21 protein-coding genes are annotated in these 22170 nt (G+C 70.1%); 12 read left to right on the top strand and 9 right to left on the bottom strand.

Annotated features, from left to right (window positions below; genetic code table 11):
* The 5 genes from H5411_RS26545 to H5411_RS26525 all read right to left on the bottom strand — a co-directional run bounded on the left by H5411_RS26545 (position 1) and on the right by H5411_RS26525 (position 6805).
* A complete protein-coding gene (locus H5411_RS26545; protein WP_183125371.1) occupies positions 1 to 1284 on the bottom strand; it encodes an extracellular solute-binding protein in 1284 nt (427 codons plus the stop codon).
* 74 nt (positions 1285 to 1358) lie between these two features.
* Positions 1359 to 2492, bottom strand: coding sequence for a lactonase family protein (locus tag H5411_RS26540; protein ID WP_101439371.1), 1134 nt, complete (start codon positions 2490 to 2492; stop codon positions 1359 to 1361).
* A 31-nt stretch (positions 2493 to 2523) separates the two neighbouring features.
* Positions 2524 to 3915: a GntP family permease gene (locus H5411_RS26535; RefSeq protein WP_101439372.1), complete on the bottom strand. Its 1392-nt coding sequence runs from the start codon at positions 3913 to 3915 to the stop codon at positions 2524 to 2526.
* Entirely contained in the window at positions 3912 to 5507 is a 1596-nt protein-coding gene (locus tag H5411_RS26530; RefSeq protein ID WP_101439373.1) for an N-acyl-D-amino-acid deacylase family protein, read from the bottom strand. The genes H5411_RS26535 and H5411_RS26530 overlap by 4 nt, the downstream gene beginning before the upstream one ends.
* Positions 5507 to 6805 carry an amino acid deaminase gene (locus tag H5411_RS26525; protein WP_101439374.1) on the bottom strand — a complete coding sequence of 433 codons (1299 nt, stop codon included), beginning with the start codon at positions 6803 to 6805 and terminating at the stop codon, positions 5507 to 5509. The genes H5411_RS26530 and H5411_RS26525 overlap by 1 nt, the downstream gene beginning before the upstream one ends.
* A 150-nt stretch (positions 6806 to 6955) precedes the next feature.
* Between H5411_RS26525 and H5411_RS26520 the strand changes: the two genes are divergently transcribed.
* The 3 genes from H5411_RS26520 to H5411_RS26510 are packed head-to-tail and all read left to right on the top strand — an operon-like array spanning position 6956 to position 9035.
* A complete protein-coding gene (locus tag H5411_RS26520; RefSeq protein ID WP_244194965.1) occupies positions 6956 to 7897 on the top strand; it encodes a sugar kinase in 942 nt (313 codons plus the stop codon).
* Positions 7894 to 8652, top strand: a complete 759-nt coding sequence (locus H5411_RS26515) for an IclR family transcriptional regulator (RefSeq protein ID WP_101439375.1) — start codon at positions 7894 to 7896, stop codon at positions 8650 to 8652. The genes H5411_RS26520 and H5411_RS26515 overlap by 4 nt, the downstream gene beginning before the upstream one ends.
* Positions 8652 to 9035, top strand: coding sequence for a RidA family protein (locus H5411_RS26510; RefSeq protein WP_043828490.1), 384 nt, complete (start codon positions 8652 to 8654; stop codon positions 9033 to 9035). The genes H5411_RS26515 and H5411_RS26510 overlap by 1 nt, the downstream gene beginning before the upstream one ends.
* Positions 9036 to 9071: 36 nt before the next feature.
* Here the strand turns inward: H5411_RS26510 and H5411_RS26505 are convergent, their stop codons facing one another.
* From H5411_RS26505 to H5411_RS26495, 3 genes are all read right to left on the bottom strand, one after another.
* Entirely contained in the window at positions 9072 to 10070 is a 999-nt protein-coding gene (locus H5411_RS26505; RefSeq protein ID WP_101439376.1) for a 1-aminocyclopropane-1-carboxylate deaminase, read from the bottom strand.
* Positions 10067 to 10714 carry a GntR family transcriptional regulator gene (locus tag H5411_RS26500; protein ID WP_369333440.1) on the bottom strand — a complete coding sequence of 216 codons (648 nt, stop codon included), beginning with the start codon at positions 10712 to 10714 and terminating at the stop codon, positions 10067 to 10069. Before H5411_RS26500 ends, H5411_RS26505 begins: the two co-directional genes overlap by 4 nt.
* Before the next feature lie 567 nt (positions 10715 to 11281).
* Positions 11282 to 11641 (bottom strand): DUF1844 domain-containing protein, encoded by a 360-nt coding sequence (locus H5411_RS26495; RefSeq protein WP_037370356.1) that lies wholly within the window; start codon positions 11639 to 11641, stop codon positions 11282 to 11284.
* 227 nt (positions 11642 to 11868) lie between these two features.
* Here H5411_RS26495 and infC point away from each other — a divergent pair, with 227 nt between their 5' ends.
* The 7 genes from infC to pheT all read left to right on the top strand — a co-directional run bounded on the left by infC (position 11869) and on the right by pheT (position 18827).
* Positions 11869 to 12477, top strand: coding sequence for a translation initiation factor IF-3 (gene infC, locus H5411_RS26490; protein WP_460431750.1), 609 nt, complete (start codon positions 11869 to 11871; stop codon positions 12475 to 12477).
* 80 nt (positions 12478 to 12557) lie between these two features.
* On the top strand, positions 12558 to 12752 hold the full coding sequence (gene rpmI / locus H5411_RS26485; protein WP_101439379.1) for a 50S ribosomal protein L35: 195 nt from the start codon (positions 12558 to 12560) through the stop codon (positions 12750 to 12752).
* A 64-nt stretch (positions 12753 to 12816) separates the two neighbouring features.
* Positions 12817 to 13194 carry a 50S ribosomal protein L20 gene (gene rplT / locus H5411_RS26480; protein ID WP_009079612.1) on the top strand — a complete coding sequence of 126 codons (378 nt, stop codon included), beginning with the start codon at positions 12817 to 12819 and terminating at the stop codon, positions 13192 to 13194.
* 8 nt (positions 13195 to 13202) lie between these two features.
* Positions 13203 to 13991 (top strand): TrmH family RNA methyltransferase, encoded by a 789-nt coding sequence (locus tag H5411_RS26475; RefSeq protein ID WP_376772230.1) that lies wholly within the window; start codon positions 13203 to 13205, stop codon positions 13989 to 13991.
* 2 nt (positions 13992 to 13993) lie between these two features.
* Positions 13994 to 14614, top strand: coding sequence for an AAA family ATPase (locus H5411_RS26470; RefSeq protein ID WP_244194839.1), 621 nt, complete (start codon positions 13994 to 13996; stop codon positions 14612 to 14614).
* A gap of 587 nt (positions 14615 to 15201) precedes the next feature.
* Positions 15202 to 16257, top strand: a complete 1056-nt coding sequence (pheS, locus tag H5411_RS26465) for a phenylalanine--tRNA ligase subunit alpha (RefSeq protein ID WP_101439380.1) — start codon at positions 15202 to 15204, stop codon at positions 16255 to 16257.
* Positions 16257 to 18827, top strand: a complete 2571-nt coding sequence (gene pheT, locus H5411_RS26460; RefSeq protein WP_101439381.1) for a phenylalanine--tRNA ligase subunit beta — start codon at positions 16257 to 16259, stop codon at positions 18825 to 18827. The genes pheS and pheT overlap by 1 nt, the downstream gene beginning before the upstream one ends.
* Positions 18828 to 18932: 105 nt before the next feature.
* On the opposite strand, the gene H5411_RS26455 is transcribed toward pheT, so the two are convergent.
* Positions 18933 to 19622: a DNA alkylation repair protein gene (locus tag H5411_RS26455; protein ID WP_101439382.1), complete on the bottom strand. Its 690-nt coding sequence runs from the start codon at positions 19620 to 19622 to the stop codon at positions 18933 to 18935.
* Between the two features lie 130 nt (positions 19623 to 19752).
* Between H5411_RS26455 and H5411_RS26450 the strand changes: the two genes are divergently transcribed.
* Both H5411_RS26450 and H5411_RS26445 read left to right on the top strand, forming a co-directional pair.
* Positions 19753 to 21354 carry an alpha/beta hydrolase gene (locus H5411_RS26450; RefSeq protein ID WP_183125370.1) on the top strand — a complete coding sequence of 534 codons (1602 nt, stop codon included), beginning with the start codon at positions 19753 to 19755 and terminating at the stop codon, positions 21352 to 21354.
* Between the two features lie 193 nt (positions 21355 to 21547).
* Positions 21548 to 22024, top strand: a complete 477-nt coding sequence (locus H5411_RS26445; RefSeq protein WP_101439384.1) for a helix-turn-helix domain containing protein — start codon at positions 21548 to 21550, stop codon at positions 22022 to 22024.
* Positions 22025 to 22170: the final 146 nt, after the last annotated feature.

Here is a 22170-nt window from a genome sequence, read left to right as displayed (position 1 = left end):
TCAGCCGAAGTTCTTGTTCATCGCCACGGCCGCGTCGGCCAGCGCAGCGTTCGCGTCCTTGCCGCCGGTCGCGATCTGCTGCACGGCGGTGGGCAGGACGTTCTGGCTGTCGATCTTGGACCACGCCGGGGTGCTGGGCACGAACTTCGTGCCCGCGGCGAGGGTGTCCACGAACGCCTTCAGCGTCGGGTCGCTGGCGGCGAGCTTCTTCTGCACCGACGCGAGGGTGGGCAGGTTGCCCATAGCCGCGTACATCTTCTCCTGGTACTTGATGCCGGCCAGCAGTTCGGCGAACTGCACCGCGAGACCGTGGCGCTGGCTCGCGCCGAACACGCCGAGCAGGTTGCCGCCGGCGAACGCGGGCGCGACCGAGTTCGGCGTGGTGCCGGGCAGCGGCATGATCGCGTACTTGCCCTTGACCGCGCCCTTTTCGACGGCCTTGCGGTTGAAGTCGCCGCCGATGACCATGCCGGCCTTGCCGCCGGCGAACGCCGTCACGCTCTGCGTGCCGGTGAGGTTGGCGCAGGCAGCGGGCGGGCAGATGTCGTCCTTGATCAGGTTCGCGTACGCGGTGACGCCTGCCTTGGCCTGCGGTGAGTCCACAGTGGACGTCCACTTGCCATTGTCCTGTTTGGCCAGATCGCCGCCGTTGGCCCAGATGAACGGAAGCATCGCGTAGGTGTACTTGCCGCCGGTGGCGATGCCGTACAGATCCGGTTTGGCGGCGCGGATCTTGCGCGCGTCGTCGGTCAGTTCGGCGAGCGTCGTGGGCGGTTTGAGGCCGAGTTCGGCGAAGACGTCGGTGCGGTAGTACAACGCGCGGATGCCGGTGTACCAGGGAATGCCGTAGATCTTGCCGTTGGCCTTCGCGGTGTCCACCACGGACGGAAGCAGGTCTTTGCCGTCCGACCAGTTCGAGATGTCCTTGGCGAGATCGGACAGCGCGCCGGTCTGCGCGTAGCTGGCGACGTCGGTGTTGCCGAATTCGGCGACGTCGGGGGCGTTGGCCGGGTCGTTGAACGCGCCGGAGAACTTGTCCGCCCGGCCTTCGACCGGGACCCACTGCACGTCGACCTTGACGCCGGCGTGGCTGGCCTCGAATTCGGTGCTCGCTTCCTTGACCGCGGCCTCCTTCGGCGCACGGTTCGCTTCGTCGAACAGCCAGACCCGGAGCGTGCCGTCGGTCTGGTTTCCGCCGGCGCCGGCCGGGCCGGATTGAGCGGGTGCGCACGCGGCGAGCAACGCCAGCGCGGCGACAGCGGGCAGGACAGAGCGCAGCTTCATCGGTGACTCCTGTCGCGGGGACCGGTCGGAGACCGGAAAAGACGGGGCTGTGCGGCGTGACAGCCCCGGTTTTCTCAGACGAAGAAGACAGAGTTGACGTTCGGGATCGCGAGCGAGCCCGCGGACTTGCCGGGCAGGCCGGTGGCCGGGTCGCGCGGCAGCCAGGTGACAGTGCCGGAGCGCTGGTTGGAAACGTAGAACCAGTTTTCGCCCGGGTCCAGCGCGAGGTGCCGCGGCCAGTTGCCGCCCGACGGCGCTGAGGAGACCAGCGTGAGCTTGGCTCCGCCGTCGGCGACAGTGAACGTGTCGATGGTGTTCGGGCCGCGCACGGTGGCGTAGACGAACTTTCCGTCGCGCGACACGGCGATCTCGCCGGGGAACAGGTCGCCGGTGCTGCCCGGCGGCACCGCGGGCACCACGGCGATCGGCTTGAACGTGCCGGTGGCGGCGTCCCAGCTGGCGACGGTGATCTCCGGCCGCAGTTCCTGGGCGACGTAAGCGAATTCGCCGTTCGGGTGGAACGCGAGGTGCCGCGGTCCCGCACCGGCGGGAAGGGTGATCTGCTGGTGCAGCTTCAGCTTTCCCTTGCCGGTGTCGAACGAATAGACGTACACCGAGTCGGTGCCCAGGTCGACCGTGAGCACCCACTTCCCGGACGGGTCGGTGACCACCTGGTGCGCGTGCGGCTCTTTGCCTTGGTGCTGCTGCAGATCAGTCGCCGCGCCGAGGTTGCCGCCGGACTTGATCGGCAGCACCACGACGCTGCCGGAGTCGTAATTGGCGGCCAGCACGTACTTCTGGCTCGGGTGCACCGAAAGGTGCGTGGGCGAACCGCCCTGCGAGGACACCGACCCGAGCGGCTTCGGCCGGGTCGGGTCGGAGATGTCCAGCGCGGACACCGTTCCGGTCTCGGCACCCTCGTTTTCGTTGGTGACGTACAGGATCCGGCCGTCGCGAGTCCGGTCGAACCAGGAGACGTCGGTCAGCTTCGGAACCGTGCGCACCGGCGTGAGCGCGGGGCTTCCCGCGGCTCGCTGGGTGACGTCGAGCCCGTGGCCGGACGGTGAGCTGGTGGTGTAGCTGCCGACGTACACCGTCGTGGCCGCGCGCGGCCGGGACGCTGCCGTGGCGAGCTGTGCGCCCACCACGGCGGCGGCCCCGGCCGCGCCGACTGCTCCGACGAACGTGCGGCGGGAAATCGCGGTCATCGAATACCCCCGGAACCTGTGCCGATGTGGTTCAGACCAATGCCATCACCAATGCTGCCACACCGAAACCGCTCAAGGAAAGGACTGTTTCCAAAGCCGTCCAGGTTTTCAGCGTCTGGGTCACGGTGAGCCCGAAATACCGCGACACGATCCAGAATCCGCCGTCGTTCACGTGCGAGGCGATGATCGACCCGGCCGAGATCGCGACCACGAGCAGCGCCAATTGTGCTTGCGAATAATGCAGTTCCATCACCGTCGGCGCGACGATGCCGCTCGTGGTCACGATCGCGACGGTCGCGGAACCCTGCGCGATGCGCATGCCGCAGCTGATGATGTACGCGGCCAGCAGCACCGGAAGCCCGGCGTCGCCGAGGGAACCGGCCACCGCCTTGCCGATGCCGGTCGCGGACAGCACCGCGCCGAAGAACGAACCCGCGCCGACCACGAGAAGGATCATCGCGACCGGGCGCAGTGCGGTGGCCGACAGCTGGGCGAGATCCGCGCCGCTCATCCCGCGGCGGTGGCCGAGCAGCCACGACGCGAGCAGGGTCGCGATCGTCAGCGCGATGGCCGGGGTGCCGAGGAACGCCGCGATGCCCGCGCCAGTGGATCCCTTGGGCAGCAGGATGCTGCCGAACGTGCCGACGAGGATCAGCACCAGCGGCACCGCGATGATCCCGCCGACCAGCTTGAGCGACGGCGCGGGACCCTCCTGCTCGCCGTCCTCCCCGGCGAGTTTCGCGAAATCCTCGGCCAGCGGCACATTCACCCGCTTGCCGATCCACGTCGAGTACAGGATGCCGCCGATGAACCAGGCCGGGATGCCGCAGACCGCGCCCATCAGGATCAGCCAGCCGAGATCGACGTGCAGCAGCCCGGCCGCGGCGACCGGCCCCGGGTGCGGCGGGATGAAGGCGTGCGTGATGGAAAGCCCGGCCAGCAACGGCATCGCGTACAGCACGATGGAGCGGCCGCCCTGCTTCGCCGCGGCGTAAACCAGCGGCGCGAGCACGAAAATGCCGATGTCGAAGAACACCGGGATGCCGAAGATGAGACCGGACAGGCCCATCGCGAGCGGAGCGCGTTTCTCGCCGAACGTCCGCAGCAACGCCGCGGTCAGCACGCGCGCGCCGCCGGATTTCTCCAGGATCGAGCCGAGCAGCGTGCCGAGCCCGATGATCGCCGCGATGTGCCCGAGAATGCTGCCGAAGCCCTTCTCCAGCAGCGAATCCGACGTCTTCTGCGCGGTGCCGACCAGGGTGCCGACCGGCACGCCCGCGGCCAGCGCGGTGAGCAGGCCCACCACGATCAAGGCGATGAACGGTTCGACCTTGACCTTGATGATGAGGAAAAGCAGCACCGCGATGGACACCGCGGCGAGCGTGAGCAGACCGGCCGTGCTGGTCTGCAGCCAGTGAATCATCGTCGACTCCCGGGATGGCGGAGGGAATGCCCGGCGAGCGCGCCGGTGGGGGTTCCGTCTTCGAGGGCGGCGACGCCGTTGACGAAGACGTGGGAGAGGCCCGCGGCGGGCTGCCGCGGATTGTCGAACGTCGCGGTGTCGGCGACCGTGTCCGGGTCGAAGAGCACCAGATCGGCCGCGTAACCGGGCCGGACGAGGCCCCGGTCCGGCAGCCCCAGCCGTCGTGCCGCGCGCCCGGTGAGGTGCGCGACGCAGTCGGCCAGTTCGAGAACGCCCAGTTCGCGGACGTAGCGGGCGAGATACCGCGGGAAGGTGCCCCACGCGCGGGGATGCGGCCGCGCGCCGACCAGCAGGCCGTCCGAGCCGCCGGTGTGCGTGCGGTGCCGCATGATCGCCTGCACGTTCTCCTCGTGCCCGACGTGCATGAGGCAGGAGGTGCCGAGCTTTTCGTCGATCAGCGTGTCGAAATACAGCTCCGCCGGGGGTTTCCCGTTCTTGCGCGCGGACGCGAGGACGCTGTGCCCCACCAGTGCGGCGTTCTCCTCGCGGCGGACGCCGTTGATTTCGATGGCGTCCCAGTCGATCGGCACGCCGTGCGCACCGTCCGAACCGGACTCTTCGATCTCCGCCCGGATGCGTTCGCGAGTGTCCGGATCGGACAGCCGGGCGAGCGTCGGTTCCAGCCCGCCTTCGGTGGACCAGCTGGGCAGCAGCGCGGACAGGTAGGTCGCGCCGGGCAGGTACGGGTACGTGTCGAGGGTGATGTCGCAGCCGTCGTCGAGCGCGTTGTCCAGCAGGCGCAGCAAATCCGGGGCTTTGCCCTTGTTGACGGAGAAGTTCATCGTCGCGTGCGCGAGGTGCAGCGGGCAGCCGGAGCGGCGGGAGACGTCGACCATCTCCGCGAACGCTTCCAGCGCGCCCGCGCCGTAGCTGCGGTGGTGCGGGCTGTAGTAACCGCCGCGCTCGCCGACCACGCGGCACAGCTCGACCAGTTCCTCGGTGGTCGCGTACATCCCGGGGGTGTAGGTGAGCCCGGACGACAGACCGAACGCGCCTTCCTCCAGACCGGTCGCGATCAGTTCCCGCATCCGGGCCAGTTCGGCGTCGGTGGCGGGCCGGTCTTCCCAGCCCACCACCAGCATCCGCACCGTGCCCTGCGGGACCAGGTACGCGGCGTTCGTCGCGATGCCCTGGTCGAGCCGGTCGAGGTACTCGCCGACCGAGCGCCAGTTCCAGTCGAAGCCCGCCGGGTCGTCGTTCCATCCGGCGAGCTGCTGGCGCAGGCTCGCGAGCACTTCGTCGTTGACCGGCGCGTAGGACAGACCGTCCTGGCCGAGCACCTCGGTGGTCACGCCCTGGCTGATTTTCGCGAGGTGGTCCGGGTTGGCGAGCACCTGCAGGTCGGAATGCGAGTGCATGTCGATGAAGCCGGGGGAGAGGACCTGCCCGGTCGCGTCGAGCACGCGCGGCGCGGTCAGTTCTCCCGGCGCGGCGACGTCGGCGATGCGGTCGCCGGTGATCCCGACGTCGCGGATTTCCAGCGGGGCCCCGGTTCCGTCGGCGACTCGTGCGCCGCGGATCACGGTGTCCATCAGAACCACGTCCGCACGAAGTCGACCACTGTCTCACCGTCAGTGTCGACAACCGGGAGCAACGACCACTTGTCGAAAGTCGTGCACGGGTGCGAGAGACCGAGCCGCACCCAGTCGCCGACCTCGACCGGCGATCCTTCGGGAAGCTCGAGGAACGCGTGCTGGTCGTTGAGCTTCGGAACGCTGTGCCCGGTTAGTTCGGTGACCACGCCGTTCTTGCGCAGCAGCTGCGGTTCGGGCATGCCCTCGTCGTACGGCAGGTCGCGCTTGCCCGCGGTGAGCAGAGCCAGCTCCGGTGTCGGCTTCGACGTGACCTGCGCCCATGCGTGCAGCGCCGGACGGAAGCTGTCGACGCCAGTGATGCGCCGGTGTTCGCCGAGCGGCGAGATTTCGCGGTAGAAGCCGTCGTCGTGGGTCAGGTACGCGCCGCTGCGCAGGATCGGGACCACTTCGAGACCGTCCGGCCACGGCTTGGTCAGCTCGTCCACGACGCGGTCGAAGTACGCGCTGCCGCCCGCGGTGACGTACACCGGACCGTCGGCGAGCAAACCCTTCTCCGCGAAGGTGATCGTCGCGTCCCGCAGACTGTCCACATAGGAACTGATCTTCGCCAGCGCGGCTTCGTCGGTGTGGTGCGACAGCGCGCCCTCGTACCCTCCCGTGCCTCGCAGGCGCAGCACCGGGCTCTTCGCCGCCGCTTCGGCGACAGCGAGCGCGGTCGCCGCGTCACGGACCCCGGTGCGGCCGCCTTCTCCGCCCAGCTCCACCAGCACATCGACCGGCCGTTCGGCACCCGCGAGCGCCTCGGTCATCAACTCGACACTGCGCACCGAGTCGACCCAGCAGACGAACTCGAAATCCGGATCCGCCGCCAGCTCGCCGGCCAGCCAGCGCAGCGCGGACGGGTCCACGAGCTGATTCGCGAGCAGGATCCGCGCCACGCCGAACGCGCGGTAGATCCGCATGTGCCCGGCGTTCGCCGCGGTGATGCCCCACGAGCCGTGGTCCAGCTGCCGGGCGAACAGCTGCGGAGCCATCGTCGTCTTGCCGTGCGGCGCGAGCGCGATGCCGCGTTTGGCGCACCAGCGGGCCATGGTGGCGAGGTTGTGCTCCATGGCGTCGGCGTCGAGCGCCACGAACGGACCGAAGAAGCCGTCGTCGAAGAGCTTCGCGCGGCGGGCCGCGGCTTCGTCGAGAGTGAGCCCGGACAGTGCCGGGGGGAGAGCGCGGAAGCGCCAGTCGATCCGTTCGCCGCGCCCGGCTCGGACGGCGGCGGTGAGAGCGGCGTTGCTGTTCATCTGGGACCTCGGTTGCGTATCTTGCAACGGACGTTGCGCAAAATGCGTTGCCTAGGTGTAGCATCCGGGTGGCCACAGGTCAACGGGGAAGGAACGTCAGTGACCAGCAGTCCGACCGGGTCGCCCGAAGTGCTCTGCATCGGCGAATCGATGGCGTTGTTCGTGCCCGCCGAACCCGGCCCGCCGGACGAGGTGCGCACCTGGCTGCGCACCATCGGCGGCGCGGAGTCGAACGTCGCGTGCCACCTGCCCGCCCTCGGCGTGCCGAGCGGATGGGTCAGCGCGGTCGGCGACGACCCGTTCGGCCGCGCGCTCGTCCGCGAGATCGCGTCGGCCGGCGTGGACGTCCGCGGCGTCGTGGTCGACCCGACCCGCCCGACCGGGCTGTACGTGAAGGAAAGCGGCGCGGGCGGCAGTCCGGTCCGCTACTACCGCTCGGGATCCGCCGCGTCCGGCATGGGTCCGGAACTGGTGTCCCGGCTGGACTTCTCCGGCGTTCGCGTACTGCACCTTTCCGGGATCACGCCCGCGCTTTCGGACAGCTGCCTCGCGCTCGTCCGCGCCTTGCTCGACCGTCCGCGCGGCGACCTGCTCGTGTCGTTCGACGTCAATCACCGCCCCGCGCTGTGGGCCGGACGCGACCAGTCCGTCCTCGCCGAACTGGCCGGGAAGGCCGATCTTGTGCTGACCGGCGACGACGAGGCGGAGCGCGTGTGGGGCACCGGCGATCCGGCGCGGCTGCGCGCGCTTCTGCCCGGCCCGCGCACGCTGGTGGTCAAGCACGGGGAACGCGGTGCGACGCTTGTCGAGGGCTCGGCCGAACCGCTGTTCGCGCCCGCGCTTCGCGTCGACGTGGTCGAGCCGGTCGGTGCCGGAGACGCCTTCGCCGCCGGGTTCCTGGCCGCCACCCTGCGCGGAGCTGACCCCCTGACCAGGCTCCGGCGTGGCCACCTGCAAGCTGCGGCCACACTGTTGACTCAGGACGACGTCGGCGTGCCGCTGGCCGAGGCCGTCGTGACGAAACTGGTGCGGGCGGACGCCGACAGCTGGGGTTCGTTCCGGCTCACCGGAGAGGGAGTGGTGGTCACGTGAGCCAAAGTCTCGACCGCGCGCTGACCCTGCTGAGCGGTCTCGCCCGCGGCGGCAAGACGCTCGACGAGCTGGCCGAAGAGATCGGCGTGCACAAGACGACCGTGCTGCGGCTGCTGCGCACCCTCGAATCGCACCATTTCGTGCGGCGCGAAGGAGCCCGGCACTACCGGCTCGGGAGCGCGCTTTTCGACCTCGCCAACCAGGCACTGGAGGACCGCGACGTCCGGCGCAGTTCGCACGACGCGCTCGCCGCGCTGAACTCGCGCACCGGGCACACCGTGCACCTGGCGTCCTATGAGGACGGCGAGGTGGTGTACATCGACAAATTCGAGGGACACCACGCGGTCCGGATGTACTCGCGGGTCGGCAAACGCGCGCCGCTGCACTGCACCGCGGTCGGCAAGGTGCTCGTCGCGGCGATGCCGAGGGCGAAACGCGAGGAGATCGCCCGCTCGATCGACTACGTCGTGCTCACCGCCAACACGATCACCACGCCCGAGGCGTACCTGGCCGAACTCGACCAGGTCGCTGAGCGCGGGTACGCCGTGGACAATGCCGAGCACGAGGACTTCATCCACTGCATATCCGCGCCGGTGCGCGGCGCGGGCGGAGAGGTGCTCGCCGCGGCGTCGATGTCGGTGCCGAAGGTCCTGCTGGACTACGAGGGGCTGCTGGCGCTCGTGCCCGAGCTGCTGGCCGCCGCCGAGGAAGCTTCCGTCCACAGTGGATGGACGGGGAACGGAAAGGGGCAATGATGGGCAAGACGGCGATCACCAGCGAGAACGCGCCGAAGCCGCCGGCGAACTTCTCGCAGGCCGTCCGCAAGGGGAACATCCTGCAGGTCGCCGGCGCGGTCGCGTTCGACCCGGCCACCGGCGAGATCGTCGGCGACGACGTGGTGAGCCAGACCCGGCAGGTGTTCAAGAACCTCACCGCGCTGCTCGAAGAAGCGGGCTCGAGCTTCGCGGACGCGGTGATGGTGCGCGTGTACCTCACCGACACCAGCCACTTCGCCGCGTTCAACGAGGTCTACAACGAGCTGATCGGCGAAGCCCCGTACGCGGCCCGCACCACGGTGTACGTCGGGCTGCCCGCCGGTCTCCTGGTCGAGATCGACGTGCTCGCCGTCCTGGACTGAGCCGCACGGGTGCCCGGCCGCGGCCGGGCACCCGGTTCAGCCGAGCACGCTCGTGTACGCGTTGATCGCGGGCTGCCCGCCGAGATGCGCGTAGAGCACGTTCGAATCCTTCGCGATTTCGCCGGTGCGCACGAGATCGATCAGCCCGGCCATCGACTTCCCCTCGTACACCGGGTCGGTGATCATGCCTTCCAGCCGCGCGGCGGTCCGGATCGCGTCGAGCGTCCGCTCGTCCGGAATGCCGTAGACGCCCGCGTGATAACGCTCGTCGAGTTCTGGTTCTTCGACCTGCCCGGCCCCGATCAGCTCCGCCGTGCTCTTGGCGATCCGGCCGATCTGCTCGCGCGTCTCGTCCGGCTTCGCCGACGCGTCGATCCCCAGAATCCGCCGAGGCTTCCCGCTCACGGCCGCTCCGGCGATCATCCCCGCCTGCGTGCTGCCGGTGACCGAGCACACCACGACGGTGTCGAAGAAAACGCCGAGTTCGCGTTCCTGCTCTTCCAGTTCCAGCACCCAGTTCGCGAAGCCGAGCCCGCCGAGCCGGTGGTCCGAGGCTCCGGCCGGGATCGCGTACGGCGTGCCGCCGTTCGCCTCGACCTCCGCCAGCGCCCGCTCCCAGCTCTCCTTGAAGCCGATGCCGAACCCGGCGTCGACGAGCCGGACGTCCGCGCCGAGGATCCGCGAGAGCTGGATGTTGCCGACCTTGTCGTGCAGCGGATCGTGCCAGTCGACCCAGCTTTCCTGCACCAGCACGGCTTTCATTCCGGCCCGCGCCGCCGAGGCCGCGACCTGCCGGGTGTGGTTCGACTGGACGCCACCGATCGAGACGAGCGTGTCCGCGCCTTGGGCCAGCGCGTCGGCGACGAGGTATTCGAGCTTGCGCGTCTTGTTGCCGCCGTAGGCGAGGCCGGAGTTGAGGTCCTCGCGCTTGGCCCAGACGGTCGCGCCGCCGAGGTGTTCGGTCAGCCGGTCCAGCCGGTGCACCGGCGAAGGTCCGACGAGCAACGGGAAACGGGGGAAATCAGCCAGGCTCACGCGTCCTCCAGGAGGGCTTCGAGGTCGGTCCAAATCGTTGAAGTGAGCCGCGCGGCGGCCGCTTCGTCGCCGCCTTCCAGCGCGGCGATGAGTTCTTCGTGCCGGGTGACCGAGCGATGCGCGGGCAGCGAGCTGAACCGCGCGTATTCGAGACGGCGCAGCAACGGCGTGTACCGGTCGAGCGTCGCCGCGACCGCCCGGTTCCCGCACGCGCGCACCGGAATGTCGTGCAGCTCGTCGTCCGCTTCGATCGCCCTGCCGACGTCCCCTGCCGCGACGGCCGCGCGAAACCGGTCGTTGGCTTCCCGCATTTCCGCGATCTGCTGTGTGCCGAGCCGGGGGAGCGCTTCGCGCACGGCCAGCTCATGCAGCGCCCGCACGAGCCGGACCGCGTCGCGGACATCGTCGGCGACGAACTCGGCGACCCTCGTGTAACTCTGCGGCTTCGACACGACCAGCCGGTCCTCGGCCAGCCGCAGCAGCGCCTGCCGGACAGGGGCGCGGGAAAGCCCGAGCTGTTCGGCGAGGTCCGCGTCGCGCAGCGGAGTGCCCGGCGGAAGACTGCCGTCGATGATGGCGTGCCGGATGCGCTCGTACGCCTCGTCGCGCAGCAGCGGCCGGGAGACCTTGGGGAGTGCACTCACATCTAACATGTTAGATGTTGCTCACGATGGATGCAATGGCCCGGGACGACGGGGGATCGCCGGGTGCCGGGCGCGACCTGGTGCGGCGGGGGCTCTGGTTCTGGGGGCATGCAGCCGGGGCGCTGGTCGCGCGGTGGTTCCGGGCATCCGGTTCCCGGGTCGGGCAGTTGGGTCGCGGGGCCGCGCGGCGTGGTGTGGCATAGCCGAGCGCTGCTCGCGCGGTGGTGTCGAGCATTCGGCGGGATTGGGCAGCTGGGGCGCCGAGTCATGCGGCTGGTGTGGCACAGCCGCCGGGCAGCCGGTCGCGCGGCCTGATGCCGCACCGCTCTACGCGCCGTCGCCCTAGTGGCTGACGTGTCGAACGCCCTGGCTTCCGCCCGCCGACCGTCCTCGGCCAGCCGCCGTCGCCCCTAGCCCATCGCCACCCGCCCCTGCCCGCCCGCCGTCGACCACCGGCCATCTGTCACAGGCCCCCGGCGCTGCCCGTCCAAGGCCGGAAACGGCGAAGACCCGCCCGGCGATGCCGCGAGGCGGGTCTTCGTGCTTCTTGCGCAGAGGGGGTCCGGCTCAGTAAACCGGCCCGGTGTACTTCTCGCCCGGTCCCTGGCCCGGCGGGTCCGGCACGACCGACGCCTCGCGGAACGCCTTCTGCAGAGACTGCAGTCCGTCGCGCAGCGGTCCGGCGTGCAGGCCGAGGTACTCCGCGGAGGCGGTCACGAGCCCGGCGAGCGCGGTGATGAGGCGGCGCGCCTCGTCGAGGTCGCGGTGCGGCGAGTTCTCCGGGTCGGCGTCGGCGAGGCCGAGGCGCTCGGCGCCCGCGGACAGCAGCATCACCGCGGCGCGGCTGATCACCTCGACGCTCGGGATCTCCTCGAGCCCGCGGTCGTCGGGGGAATACGGGGGCGGTGGCGATGGTTGTTCAGACACGTCTGGTACCCTTCCACGTGCGACCAGCTCCCGAGCGATCGGGGGCGGCAAGTGGAGCCCCGCTCCCACCCGCGTCACCGCCTCAGGTGTCCGGGTCCGGTCTCGCCGAAGTGGTGCATGCCGTTCAGGCAGCGTACTGCGGAGGCGAAGCGTTCGGCCGTCCGGCCGGGCGCGATCGGAGACAGAGCGGGCCCCGTGCACCGGCAGCAGCCGGCGACGGGGCCTGAATCGTGTGGGCACCAGGTCGAACGAGAAAACATCACTCGGACCAAGGAGGCCCCATCAGCTCCGAGACACGCATCAACGAACGCATCCGGGTGCCGGAAGTCCGGCTTGTCGGTCCCAACGGCGAGCAGGTCGGCATCGTCCGGATCGAGGATGCGCTGCGGCTTGCGCAGGAGGCGGATCTCGACCTCGTCGAGGTGGCCCCGCAGGCCCGCCCGCCCGTGGCCAAGCTCATGGACTTCGGCAAGTTCAAGTACGAGAGCGCCCAGAAGGCCCGCGAGTCCCGCCGCAACCAGCAGCTCACCGTCATCAAGGAACAGAAGCTGCGTCCGAAGATCGACCAGCACGACTACGAGACCAAGAAGGGTCACGTGTCGCGGTTCCTGGCGGCGGGCAACAAGGTCAAGGTCACGATCATGTTCCGCGGCCGCGAGCAGTCCCGGCCGGAGCTCGGTTTCCGGCTCCTGCAGAAGCTCGCCGACGACGTCACCGAGCTCGGCTTCGTGGAATCGTCGCCGAAGCAGGACGGACGCAACATGATCATGGTGCTGGCCCCGCACAAGAACGTGAAGCCGAAGGCCGTCAAGGCCGAACCGGCTCCCGAGGCGTAGCGCGCCCCGGCGCCGACCAGCACAGTCAGCGGCACACCGGGTTTTCCGGTGTGCCGCCGCACGGAAGAGGACGAACAACCATGCCGAAGATGAAGACGCACAAGGGCACGTCGAAGCGGGTCCGCATCACCGGTTCGGGCAAGCTGCGTCGCCAGAAGGCCGGCCGCCGCCACCTGATGGAGAAGAAGTCCAGCCGCCTCACCCGGCGCCTCGAGGGCACCACGGACGTCGCCCAGAACGACGTCAGCCGCGTGAAGCGCCTGCTCGGCCGCTGAGGCCCGCACCCTTTCCCGACCACCCCGGGGTCCCCGCACCCCCCGAATTCGACAGGATGGACCAGTGGCACGCGTCAAGCGGGCGGTCAACGCCCAGAAGAAGCGTCGCGCGACTCTCGAACTGGCCAGCGGTTACCGCGGCCAGCGTTCGCGGCTGTACCGCAAGGCCAAGGAGCAGACGCTCCACTCGCTCAACTACGCCTACCGCGACCGCCGCGCGCGCAAGGGTGACTTCCGCCAGCTGTGGATCACCCGCATCAACGCGGCCGCTCGCGCCAACGGCGTCACCTACAACCGGTTCATCCAGGGCCTGAAGGCCGCCGGTGTCGAGGTGGACCGCAAGATCCTCGCGGACCTCGCGGTCAACGACGCCGCCGCCTTCACCGCGCTCGCCGAGCTCGCCAAGGCGAACGTCACGACCGGCGAAGCGAAGTCGGCCTGACCGGCAGCATTTTCCGGCCCGGGGCGGATCCGTTCACCGAACGGACCCCCCGGGTCGTTGCTGCGCGCAAACTGACCCGGCGCGCGGAACGCGAGAAAACCGGCCGCTTCCTGGCCGAAGGGGTCAACGCGGTCACGTCGGCGCTGTCCCACGGGACCGTGCACGAACTGTTCGTCACCGAACGCGCCGCCGCCGCGCATCCTGAGCTGGTCGCCGCCGCCCCGCGCGTGTCGCCGATCACCGACCGCGCGGCCGCGGGCCTGTCGGAAACCGTGACGCCGCAAGGAATCATCGCGGTCTGCTCGCTCGTCGACCGTCCACTGGAGACAGTCCTGGACTCGGCCCGGCTGGTAGTGGTCCTCGTGGATGTCGCCGAACCCGGCAACGCAGGCACCGTGATCCGCGTAGCCGACGCCGCCGGCGCCGATGCCGTCGTCCTGGCTGGCGATACCGTCGACCCGCACAACGGAAAGAGCGTCCGCGCCGCCGCCGGGTCCACGTTCCAGGTCCCGCTGGCCCGAGCCCGCGATATCCCGTCGGTCCTGACCGCACTGCGCTCGGCCGGCCTCCGGACGCTGGCCGCGCACGGTTACGCCGCCACTTCGCTGGAGACTGTCCACTTCGGAGATCCGGTGGCGTGGATCTTCGGCAACGAGGCACACGGCCTGTCCGAGCACGTTCTGGCCGCGGTCGACGAAGCAGTCCGGATCCCGTTGTACGGCAAGGCGGAAAGCCTCAACCTCGCCACCGCCGCCGCAGTCTGCGTCTACACCGCAGCGATGGCCGCGCACCGCTGACCGTGCGGGATCTCCGGCACGTCTACTGGATCGGCGGCGCGCCCGGCGCGGGCAAATCGACGATCGCCCGCCGCCTCGCCGCCCGCCACGGCTGGCGCCACTACGCCACCGACGACGTCATGCGCGCCCACGCCGCCCGCACGACCCCTTCCACCGCTCCGATGCTGCACGCGTTCCTCGCCATGGACATGGACGAACGCTGGGTCCGGCGGTCCCCGGACGTCATGCTGGAGACGTTCCACTGGTTCCGGGGCGAGGGTTTCGGGCTGATCGTCGAAGATCTCCTCCGCCTGCCGCCGGAACCGTGCGTCGCCGAAGGGCTCCGGCTGCTGCCGCACCTTGTGAAGCCCCTGCTGGATGTTGCGGACCAGGCCGTCTGGCTGCTGCCGACGCCGGAGTTCCGCCACGCGGCGATCGAGGGCCGGAGCGCACCGGGGGAGGGTTTTGTCTGGCAGACCAGCGATCCGGCGCGGGCTGCTCGCAACCTGGCCGAACGGGACCGCCTGTTCACGAGCCGCCTCCGGGAGGAAACCGAGCGGCTCGGAGTGCGAGCGATCGAGGTCGACACCACGATGACGGAAGACGAGCTTTTCCGCCAGGTGACGACTGCCTTCCGCCTTTGACCCGGCGGTTTCCGCGTTGCGGCGGGAAGCTCTGTCGCTGGACGTGTCGCCAGCTCATTGCCGCCAGCCGCATTGTCCTGCCATGTCGTCATCCGTCCGCTGACTGCGGGCTTGCCGCGTGTCTGCCGAGTCCGAGACTGCCGCGTCGCAGCTGTACTCGCCGTCGTTGAGGTCCTCTCTCGCCACCGGCTGGAATCCTGCCGAGAGCTTTGTCACGGCTCCGGCCGCGTCTCCCGCCATACTCGGTCGTCGGCACGAGCCGCATCGCGCTCCCCGGTGCCGATCCCACGTCCAGACTCGCGGTCCTCTTTCCGACCACCTCCGAAACTCCGCCCCCAGCCCGCCGGGAAGATGTCCGCGGCAAGCCGGTCGACGGGCGGTCCTCACCCGATTCGCTGACCTCCGTTCGGGTCCGCGGCGACGGTCGGTCGTGATCACGGGGCGGATCCGGCGCGGCCGCTCCGGAAGCGGAGGGTGAGCGGCTGGGCCCCGTGCCCGATCCCCTAGACTGAGCTGCCCGATGTGCACGTGCGGCGGCATGCCCGCGTGCCGCCGACAACACCAGTCCCAGCGGACGCCGAGGAGTCATGTCCGGAGCCACAGAAAAGCCGGTCGACGTGCTCGCACCGGAAACCCTGCGCGCGGCGATCAAGGCGGCCGAGGACGCCTTCGCCGGCGCGGCCGACCTGGACGCGCTCGCCGCCGTCAAACCGGCCCATCTCGGGGACCAGTCGCCGGTGCTGCTCGCGCGCCGGGAGATCGCCGCGCTGCCGAAGCAAGAGAAGGCCGACGCGGGCAAGCGCGTCAACGAGGCCCGCCAGGCGGTGCAGTCCGCGTTCGACGCGCGCCGTGCGGCATTGCAGGCCGAGCGCGACGAGCGGGTGCTCCGCGAGGAGGCCGTCGACGTCACGTTGCCGTGGGATCAGGTCCCGCGCGGCGCCCGGCACCCGATCAGCACGCTGTCCGAGCGCATCGCCGACGTTTTCGTCGCCATGGGCTACGAGGTCGCCGAAGGACCCGAGCTCGAGGCGGAGTGGTTCAACTTCGACGCGCTCAACTTCGGCAAGGACCACCCGGCACGCCAGCTGCAGGACACGTTCTACGTTGGCGACGAAGGCTCCGGCCTGGTGCTGCGCACGCACACCTCGCCGGTGCAGGCCCGCAGCCTGCTGCACCGCGATCTGCCGGTGTACGTCGTGTGCCCTGGCCGCACCTACCGCACCGACGAGCTCGACTCCACGCACACGCCGGTGTTCACCCAGGTCGAGGGCCTCGCCGTCGACAAGGGCCTCACCATGGCGCACCTCAAGGGCACGCTCGACGCGTTCGCCCGCGCGATGTTCGGCGAGAGCTCCACGACGCGGCTGCGCCCGCACTTCTTCCCGTTCACCGAGCCGTCGGCGGAGGTCGACGTCTGGTTCGAGGAGAAGAAGGGCGGCCCCGGCTGGGTCGAATGGGGCGGCTGCGGCATGGTCAACCCGAACGTGCTGCGCGCGTGCGGCGTCGACCCGGAGGTGTACTCCGGCTTCGCGTTCGGCATGGGCATCGAGCGGACCCTGCAGTTCCGCAACGGCATCCCGGACATGCGCGACATGGTCGAAGGCGACGTCCGGTTCACCCTTCCCTTCGGAACGGAGGCGTAGTGCGAGTCCCGGTGAGCTGGCTGACCGAGCATCTCGAGGTGGATGCCGACGTCACGCCGCAAGACCTGGCCGACGCCTTCGTGCGGATCGGGATCGAGGTCGACGAGCTGAGCGAGCTCGGCCCGGTGACCGGCCCGCTCGTGGTCGGGCGCGTCGCGGAGATCGAGGAGCTGACCGGCTTCAAGAAGCCGGTGCGGTTCTGCCGCGTCGAGGTCGGCGAGGAACCCGACCCGGAGCCGGACGACGCGGAACTGTCCGAAGAGGACGAAGACGAGGACGACGGCCCGCTCGAGAACGAGGGCCCGCACGGCATCAAGACGCGCGGCATCGTCTGCGGCGCGCGCAACTTCGCCGAGGGCGACCTCGTCGTGGTCGCGCTGCCGGGCGTGGTCCTGCCGGGCGATTTCGAGATCGCCGCGCGCAAGACCTACGGCAAGGTCAGCGACGGCATGATCTGCTCGGCGGCCGAACTCGGCCTCGGCGACGACCACAGCGGCATCCTCGTGCTCCCGCCGGGCACGGCGAGCCCGGGCGACGACGCCAAGGACCTGCTCGGCCTCGACGACACCGTCATCGAGGTCACGCCGACCCCGGACCGCGGCTACGCGCTGTCGATCCGCGGCCTGGCGCGCGAACTGTCGAACGCGCTCGACGTGCCGTTCGGCGACCCGGCGATGCTCGACAACTTCCCGGAAGCCGAGGGCGAGGCGTGGCCGGTCCGGGTCGAGGACCCCGAGGGCTGCCCGCGGTTCGTGCTGCGCCGGGTCACCGGCCTCGACGCGACCGCGCCGACGCCGTGGCGGATCCGCCGCCGGCTGATGCTGGCCGGCATCCGGTCCATCTCGCTCGCGGTCGACGTCACCAACTACGTGATGCTCGAGCTGGGCCACCCGCTGCACGCGTTCGCGACCAGCTCGATCCAGGGCGACCTGGTGGTGCGCCGCGCGAAGGCGGGGGAGAAGCTCACCACGCTCGACGACGTGGAGCGCACCCTCGACGCGGACGACATCGTGATCGCCGACGACAGCGGCGTCATCTCCCTCGCCGGCACGATGGGCGGCGCCAGCACGGAGATTACCCCGGAGAGCACGGACGTGCTTCTCGAGGCAGCGCACTGGAACCCGGCGTCGATCAGCCGCACCGCGCGCCGGCACAAGCTGTTCTCCGAGGCGGCGAAGCGTTTCGAGCGCTACACCGACCCGGCGCTGTGCGCGGCCGCGGTGGAACTCGCCGCGCGGCTGCTGCGCCAGTACGGCGACGGCGCGATCCGCCCGGGCCGCACCGACGTCGGCGGCGTCGCCCCGCACGCCCCGGTGACCATGCCGATCAACCTGCCCGACCAGGTCGCCGGCGTCCGCTACGAACGCGGCGTCACGGTGCGTCGGCTCGGCCAGATCGGCTGCAAGGTCCAGCTCAGCACGAGCGACCAGGGCGTCGGCCTGGTCACCGCGACCCCGCCGAGCTGGCGCGGCGACCTCGTGCAGCCCGCTGACCTCGTCGAGGAGGTCCTGCGGCTCGAGGGCTACGACAGCATCCCGTCGGTCCTGCCCGCCGCGCCCGCGGGCCGCGGTCTCACCGACGCGCAGCGCCGCCGCCGCGCGGTGTCCGGCGCGCTCGCCGAGGCGGGCTACGTCGAGGTGCGCCCGTTCCCGTTCGTCGGCGACGCAGTGTGGGACGCCTTCGGCCTGCCCGAGGACGACATCCGCCGCACCACCGTGCGCGTGCGGAACCCGCTCGAAGCCGACCACGACCGGATGGCGACCACCCTCCTGCCAGGCCTGTTGGAAACGTTGCAGCGCAACGTTTCCCGCGGCTTGAAGGACGTGTCGCTGTTCCACATCGGCCAGGTCGTGCTGCCGAAGCCGAATCAGCTCAAGGTCCCCGACCTCGGCGTCGAGCACCGCCCGAGCGACGAGGACCTCGCCGTGCTGGAGGCCGCCGTGCCCGCGCAGCCGGTGCACGTCGCCGTCGTCCTCAGCGGCCAGCGCCCGCGCGCCGGCTGGTGGGGCAAGGGCGGCCAGGCGGGCTGGGCCGATGCCGTGCAGGCCGCGCGCCTGGTGGCCGAGGCCTCCGGCGTGCAGCTCACGGTGCAGGCCGCCGACCTGCTGCCGTGGCATCCGGGCCGCTGCGCCCAGCTGCGCGTAGGCGACTGGCCGGTCGGCCACGCGGGCGAACTGCACCCGAAGGTCGTCGAGGCCCTCGGCCTGCCGCCGCGCACGGTCGCCATGGAACTCGACCTGGACGCGATCCCGCTGCCCGACACCCGTCCGGCGCCCAGCATCTCGGCCTACCCGCCGGTGCTGCTGGACGTCGCCCTGGTCGCCGGCACGGACGTCCCGTCCGCCGACCTCGCCGACGTGCTCCGCGAAGGCGCCGGCGAACTGCTCGAGGAGATCACCCTCTTCGACGTCTACACCGGCGAGCAGCTCGGCGAAGGCAAGCGTTCCCTGGCGTACAAGCTCCGCTTCCGCGCCGCGGATCGCACCCTCACCGTCGACGAGGCCACCAAGGCCCGCGACGCCGCGGTCGCCGCAGCCGGCGAGCGCTTCGGAGCGACGCTCCGCGCCTGATCCGACGCTGTCCCCGCCCCGCGCTCCGGCCACCGGCCGGTCAGCCGGGGCGGGGGAGCGCTGGTGTCATGGCATTCCTCCTTTCTTTGCCGTAAACGGTTCACGTCAGCCGAGGTGCTTCATCGCCTCCCGAACAGACAGCGGGGACAATCCCGGGTGCGCGCGGACGAACGCGCGGACCCACTCCGGCTCGACGCGCGCATGGTCTCGCAACGCCCAGCCGATTCCCTTGCGCAGAAAGAAATCTCGATCGCCCAGGTTCGCCTCGATCGCGTCGGCGAGCAGCTTCTGGTCCACGTCGCCCTTCGCGCTGACCTGACAGATGACCGCCGTTCGCCGGCGCCAGCGATCAGCGTCTGTCATCCAGCGACGCAGAACCGGCGTGACCGCCGCCCGGTGCTCGCGCAGGATCGGCCCGACGCGGCGGATCGCGACCTCGTCGACGTAGTCCCACCACGCCCCGGCGACGATCAGCTCGTCGTACATCTCCAGCAGTTCCGGGTCTTGCCACTGCCGATAGGCGCGGTGCCCGGAAAGATCGATCGCCGCGTACCGCTCCTCGCGAAACTCCGCCTCCCGCCATAACGCGAGCACGGTCTCGGCGTATGTCACTCGATCGGGCAGAACATGCTCGGCCAGGACCGTCTTCATGAGCTTGCCGCGCGGTGGCTTCGGCACGCCGCGAAACGGCATCTCGGATTTCATGTACGCCTGCATTTCCGCTGCTTTGACCGGGTCGGCAAGCTCGGCGAGCCCGGTTCGCACCGCCGTGAGCAACGCTTCGCTCGCGTCCATTGAGGACCACCTCCGTCGTCTCGGATCCCGACGATCGGGGGACAGCGCGGCTCGTGTCGGGAAACGAGATTCTGCCGTGCAGCCGGTAGCTTCGACGAGCCCTGGTTGCCGTCGGACGCAAAGGACCACTGTGAGGAAAATCGTCACCGCACTGGCCGCCGCCGCTGTCGCGGCCGGAACGCTGGCTGTCGCACCCGCCGCCACCGCGGTGCAGCCCCAAGGGCCGGACTACGCGCCGCCGCCGATCAAGTGGGGACCGTGTTCCGCACCAGGTCTCGCCAAGGCGGGAGCCGAATGCGGATTCCTGGTGGTCCCGATGGATTACGCGCAGCCGTCGGGCCCGACGGTGCAGATCGCCGTCTCCCGGGTGAAGCACAAGACCGCGAAGTACCAGGGGGTGCTTCTGGTGAACCCAGGCGGCCCCGGCGGTTCCGGACTCGGTCTTTCGGTGCTCGGCCGGAACGTGCCCCAGCACGCCGGCGACAGCTACGACTGGATCGGCTTCGATCCCCGCGGCGTCGGCTCCAGCAAACCGGCTCTCACGTGCGACGGGAGCTACTTCGCGCCCGGCCGTCCGGCTTACGTGCCGAAGACGCCGCAGCTGGAGAGCACCTGGCGTGCCCGCACGAAGGGCTACGCCGAGGCTTGCGCGAAGAACGGCCCGCTGCTCCAGCACGTCAAGACCACCGACGTCGCGCACGACATGGACAGCCTGCGGAAGGCGCTGGGCCAGCGGCAGATCAACTATTACGGCTTCTCTTACGGCACCTACCTCGGGCAGGTGTACAGCACGCTGTACCCGGACCGCATGCGCCGGATGGTGCTCGACGGGAACGTCGACCCGCGCAAGGTCTGGTACGACGCCAACCTGGACCAGGACGTCGCCTTCGACCGCAACATCAGGATCTACTTCGACTGGCTCGCGAAGTACGACAACGTCTACCACCTCGGCAAAACCGGCTCGGCCGTCGAGCAGCTCTGGTACGCGCAGCAGCGGAAGCTCGACCGCGACCCGGCCGGCGGCGTGATCGGCGGCGACGAGTGGACCGACATCTTCCTGCAGGCCGGCTACTACGTGTTCGGCTGGGAAGACATGGCGAAGGCGTTCGACGGATGGGTGCACCGCGGCGACTGGCAGACGCTGAAAGCGTTGTACGAGAAGTCGAACGCGCCCGGCGACGACAACGGCTACGCGGTTTACAACGCGGTGCAGTGCACTGATGCCCAGTGGCCGCAGGACTGGGACCGCTGGCGCCGCGACGCCTGGGCCACCCACACCCGCGCGCCCTTCGAGACCTGGAGCAACACCTGGTACAACGCGACCTGCCTGAACTGGCCGGCGAAGGCGGGCAAGCCGGTGGACATCGACGGGTCCAAGGCGAGCGGCGCGCTGTTGATCAGCGAGGAGCTCGACGCGGCCACGCCGTACTCGGGCAGCCTCGAAGTGCGCAAGCGCTACCCGCGTTCGAGCCTCATCAGCGCGCCCGGCGGGACGACGCACGCCGGATCGCTGTCCGGAGTTTCGTGCGTGGACGACAAGGTCGCTGATTACCTCGCCACCGGCGCCCTGCCGAAGCGGGTGCGCGGCGACCACTCCGACGTCCAATGCGCTCCGGTGCCGCAGCCGGTTCCGTCTCCGGTCGCCTCCGGCGCGCAGCAGAAGGCGGATGCCCAGGCGAAAGCCGCGGCGGAGGAGAAGCAGGGCCTGCTCGCCGGGTTGCTGCGTTTCTGAGGTGTTGTGCTCGGTGCCCCGGTCTGGCCTGCCAGACCGGGGCATTGTTCTTTTCCGCTGGTCCACCGATCCCCCTCGGGTGTTTTCGGGTCGCCGGGGACGCTACGGCGGGGGTCTGACAATTTCGGACCGCAGTCACCCGATCGCGTTAAGTGATCGAAAATTGTCGGGGGTCGCGGATACCTTCGCGGCCATGACGATCATTCAGGAGCACCGGACCGAGGTCCGGTCAGGAGATGTCCAGTACCAGGTCGCCGTCGTCACCCGCAGCGAGGACGGCGAGCCGGAGCGAGTCACCGTCACGGTCGGCGGAGAACGGCCGGACGGCGAACCCGTCGTCGAGGGCAGACTCGAACTCGACGTGACGTCCGTGGCGACCGTCGCGGAGCTGCTCGACACGAGCCTGCGCACCTTCGCGGGCGGCGGGGCGCGGCGAAGATCGCGCGGACGCCCGGCCCAGCAGGGGCGGCCGTGGACCGACGAGATGGACGCGGATCTGGAGGCCCGCTGGCTCGCCGGGGACTCGGTGGCCGAGCTGGCCCGGCATTTCGCGCGGACACCGGGCGGGATCCGGGCGCGCTTGCCCCGGGTCGGCTGCGATCCGGAGCATCCGGGAAACCATCTGCCGACACCGCCGAGTCTCCGCGAAGCGGAGGAGGGAGTGGACTGACGAGTGCCCGCCGGGTTCGCGTCCCGAGGCGGGCCCGGCGTGGCGGTGGCCGTGTGCCGGAGTGGCGGCTGCGTGCCTGGGTGCGGTTGCGTGCTGGGTGAGTACGCGGTGCTGGACTGGCGGTTTTGCGGCAGGCGAGCGTTTGG

The organism is Amycolatopsis echigonensis, assembly GCF_014174495.1.
Classification (GTDB): domain Bacteria; phylum Actinomycetota; class Actinomycetes; order Mycobacteriales; family Pseudonocardiaceae; genus Amycolatopsis; species Amycolatopsis echigonensis.
The sequence above is the reverse complement of the archived record's forward strand: the minus strand, read 5'-3'. Positions and strand labels throughout refer to the sequence as shown.

What these genes read in the sequence shown, in the direction of transcription:
- H5411_RS26540 (WP_101439371.1), bottom strand. Translation starts at nt 2,492, where the DNA reads ATGACCGCGATTTCCCGCCGCACGTTCGTCGGAGCAGTCGGCGCGGCC.
- H5411_RS26510 (WP_043828490.1), top strand. Translation starts at nt 8,652, where the DNA reads ATGGGCAAGACGGCGATCACCAGCGAGAACGCGCCGAAGCCGCCGGCG.
- H5411_RS26525 (WP_101439374.1), bottom strand. Translation starts at nt 6,805, where the DNA reads ATGAACAGCAACGCCGCTCTCACCGCCGCCGTCCGAGCCGGGCGCGGC.
- H5411_RS26455 (WP_101439382.1), bottom strand. Translation starts at nt 19,622, where the DNA reads ATGGACGCGAGCGAAGCGTTGCTCACGGCGGTGCGAACCGGGCTCGCC.
- rpmI (WP_101439379.1), top strand. Translation starts at nt 12,558, where the DNA reads ATGCCGAAGATGAAGACGCACAAGGGCACGTCGAAGCGGGTCCGCATC.
- H5411_RS26445 (WP_101439384.1), top strand. Translation starts at nt 21,548, where the DNA reads ATGACGATCATTCAGGAGCACCGGACCGAGGTCCGGTCAGGAGATGTC.
- H5411_RS26535 (WP_101439372.1), bottom strand. Translation starts at nt 3,915, where the DNA reads ATGATTCACTGGCTGCAGACCAGCACGGCCGGTCTGCTCACGCTCGCC.
- H5411_RS26530 (WP_101439373.1), bottom strand. Translation starts at nt 5,507, where the DNA reads ATGGACACCGTGATCCGCGGCGCACGAGTCGCCGACGGAACCGGGGCC.
- H5411_RS26520 (WP_244194965.1), top strand. Translation starts at nt 6,956, where the DNA reads ATGGCGTTGTTCGTGCCCGCCGAACCCGGCCCGCCGGACGAGGTGCGC.
- pheS (WP_101439380.1), top strand. Translation starts at nt 15,202, where the DNA reads ATGTCCGGAGCCACAGAAAAGCCGGTCGACGTGCTCGCACCGGAAACC.
- H5411_RS26545 (WP_183125371.1), bottom strand. Translation starts at nt 1,284, where the DNA reads ATGAAGCTGCGCTCTGTCCTGCCCGCTGTCGCCGCGCTGGCGTTGCTC.